The sequence below is a fragment of the Bartonella sp. A05 genome (genome assembly GCF_026930145.1).
Lineage (GTDB): Bacteria > Pseudomonadota > Alphaproteobacteria > Rhizobiales > Rhizobiaceae > Bartonella.
The window spans coordinates 1-1,427 of the sequence record NZ_JANHOJ010000014.1; the positions used below are offsets into that span (position 1 = coordinate 1).

Consider the following 1,427-nt stretch of genomic DNA (forward strand, 5'->3'; position numbering starts at 1 on the left):
TTTTTTCGAGAATTTTTGTAATTTATTTTTTATAAATATAAAAAAGGCAACACAGTGTGCTGCCTTTTTGCGAAAGTGTGTATTTTTTAGAAGCGGTAGCTCACACCCCCTGAGAATTTAGCTCCAGATATTCCAGCTTTTTGCAGTCTGTGCTGATAGCTGACGTCACCATTGAGCATGATTTTTTGAGATACCTGTGCATTGACACCCAATCCTCCTTCAATGGAAGATCCTATAGGTTCCAGTTGGAATGCATTCGCAGCCTGTATTGTCCCGGCATCGCCAAAAGCTCTGGAAACATTGAGTTTTCCGTAGATGGAAACGATATTGTCTTCTGCTTGTTGAGTAACCGTCTGGGTTACACGTCCGCCGAGACGCACCAACCATTGCTGAGGATTGTTCATATCCACTTCAAATTTATCAGCATCAGAAATGGTATTAAACATTAAGCGCTGATAAATAACCTGTGCTTGTGGTTCAAATACCAAGCTTTCAACACCCGTTGCCAATTTATGACCAACGATAGCAGAAACACTGACGGTTTTTGCATTCTCAAATTTTGCGGTATTTCCACTGAGGGTACTAGCAATATTTCCTTTTAGGAGACCATAGGAGAGGAGGGTATCTGCATACAAGCCATTGTTATGGTATACACCACCAGAAGCTGTCAACAGCCATTTGTCTAATGTACTTTTATCAGCCCCTTCCATATCCTTTGGGGTAAAGGAGAGTTGCCCATAGCTACCTAAGATCCTGAAGTGTGTTGAGGTATTTTGCTTTTCTAGAGTCGCTATTGCGACACCAGCTTGTCCAGCAACATAGCTCATATCAGCCCCATAACCATATTTGAGCGCACCACGTTCGGAAGATAAGGTTCCTTTATCCCCATAGGAGGATGCGAAGATGCCCTTATTCTTATGATCATTCATGGTTGATGATGTCGAACGCATATTTGCCAAGAGAGCGATTTGGTTGCTGACATCGGAGATGCCTGCAGAGAATAAAGCATTAGGCATGACCAAATAGTTAGCCATTTGTGGTAAAAGAGCTTTTACCTTTGCATTGGGATCGAGATAGGCATGTTGCAAGCGGAAGTCCCAGAAATTATTTCCGTTCCCACCGTGACTACCATTGCCAAATAGGCTTTGATTCGCACTGGCTTTCCCTGGTTCATAGGCATTGATTGTATATTTGTAAGGCATTCCCTCCATTGTCATGTAGTTATTGGATAATTTGAAGGAATCTTTATTTGCTTTTCCAGCGACTTGAATGATTGAAATTCCTCGTTCATTGACAGGAAGAGCCTCATCACTCTGTAGCAAACTGGAAGCGATTTTGCCTTTTGTTGAGTTCTTGTCATGGATTTTTACATAGACCATTGTTGAGCCCGAAACGTCACCATTTACTATGAAGCGGTCGGTTTTTTG

The 1,427-nt window shown here is 42.0% G+C and carries 1 protein-coding gene; it reads right to left on the bottom strand.

What is annotated here, in order from left to right; translation table 11 throughout:
- Nucleotides 1-86: 86 nt before the first annotated feature.
- Nucleotides 87-1,427 (bottom strand): autotransporter outer membrane beta-barrel domain-containing protein (locus NPX98_RS06570; RefSeq protein ID WP_269023349.1); only part of this gene is annotated, 1,341 nt, incomplete at its 5' end.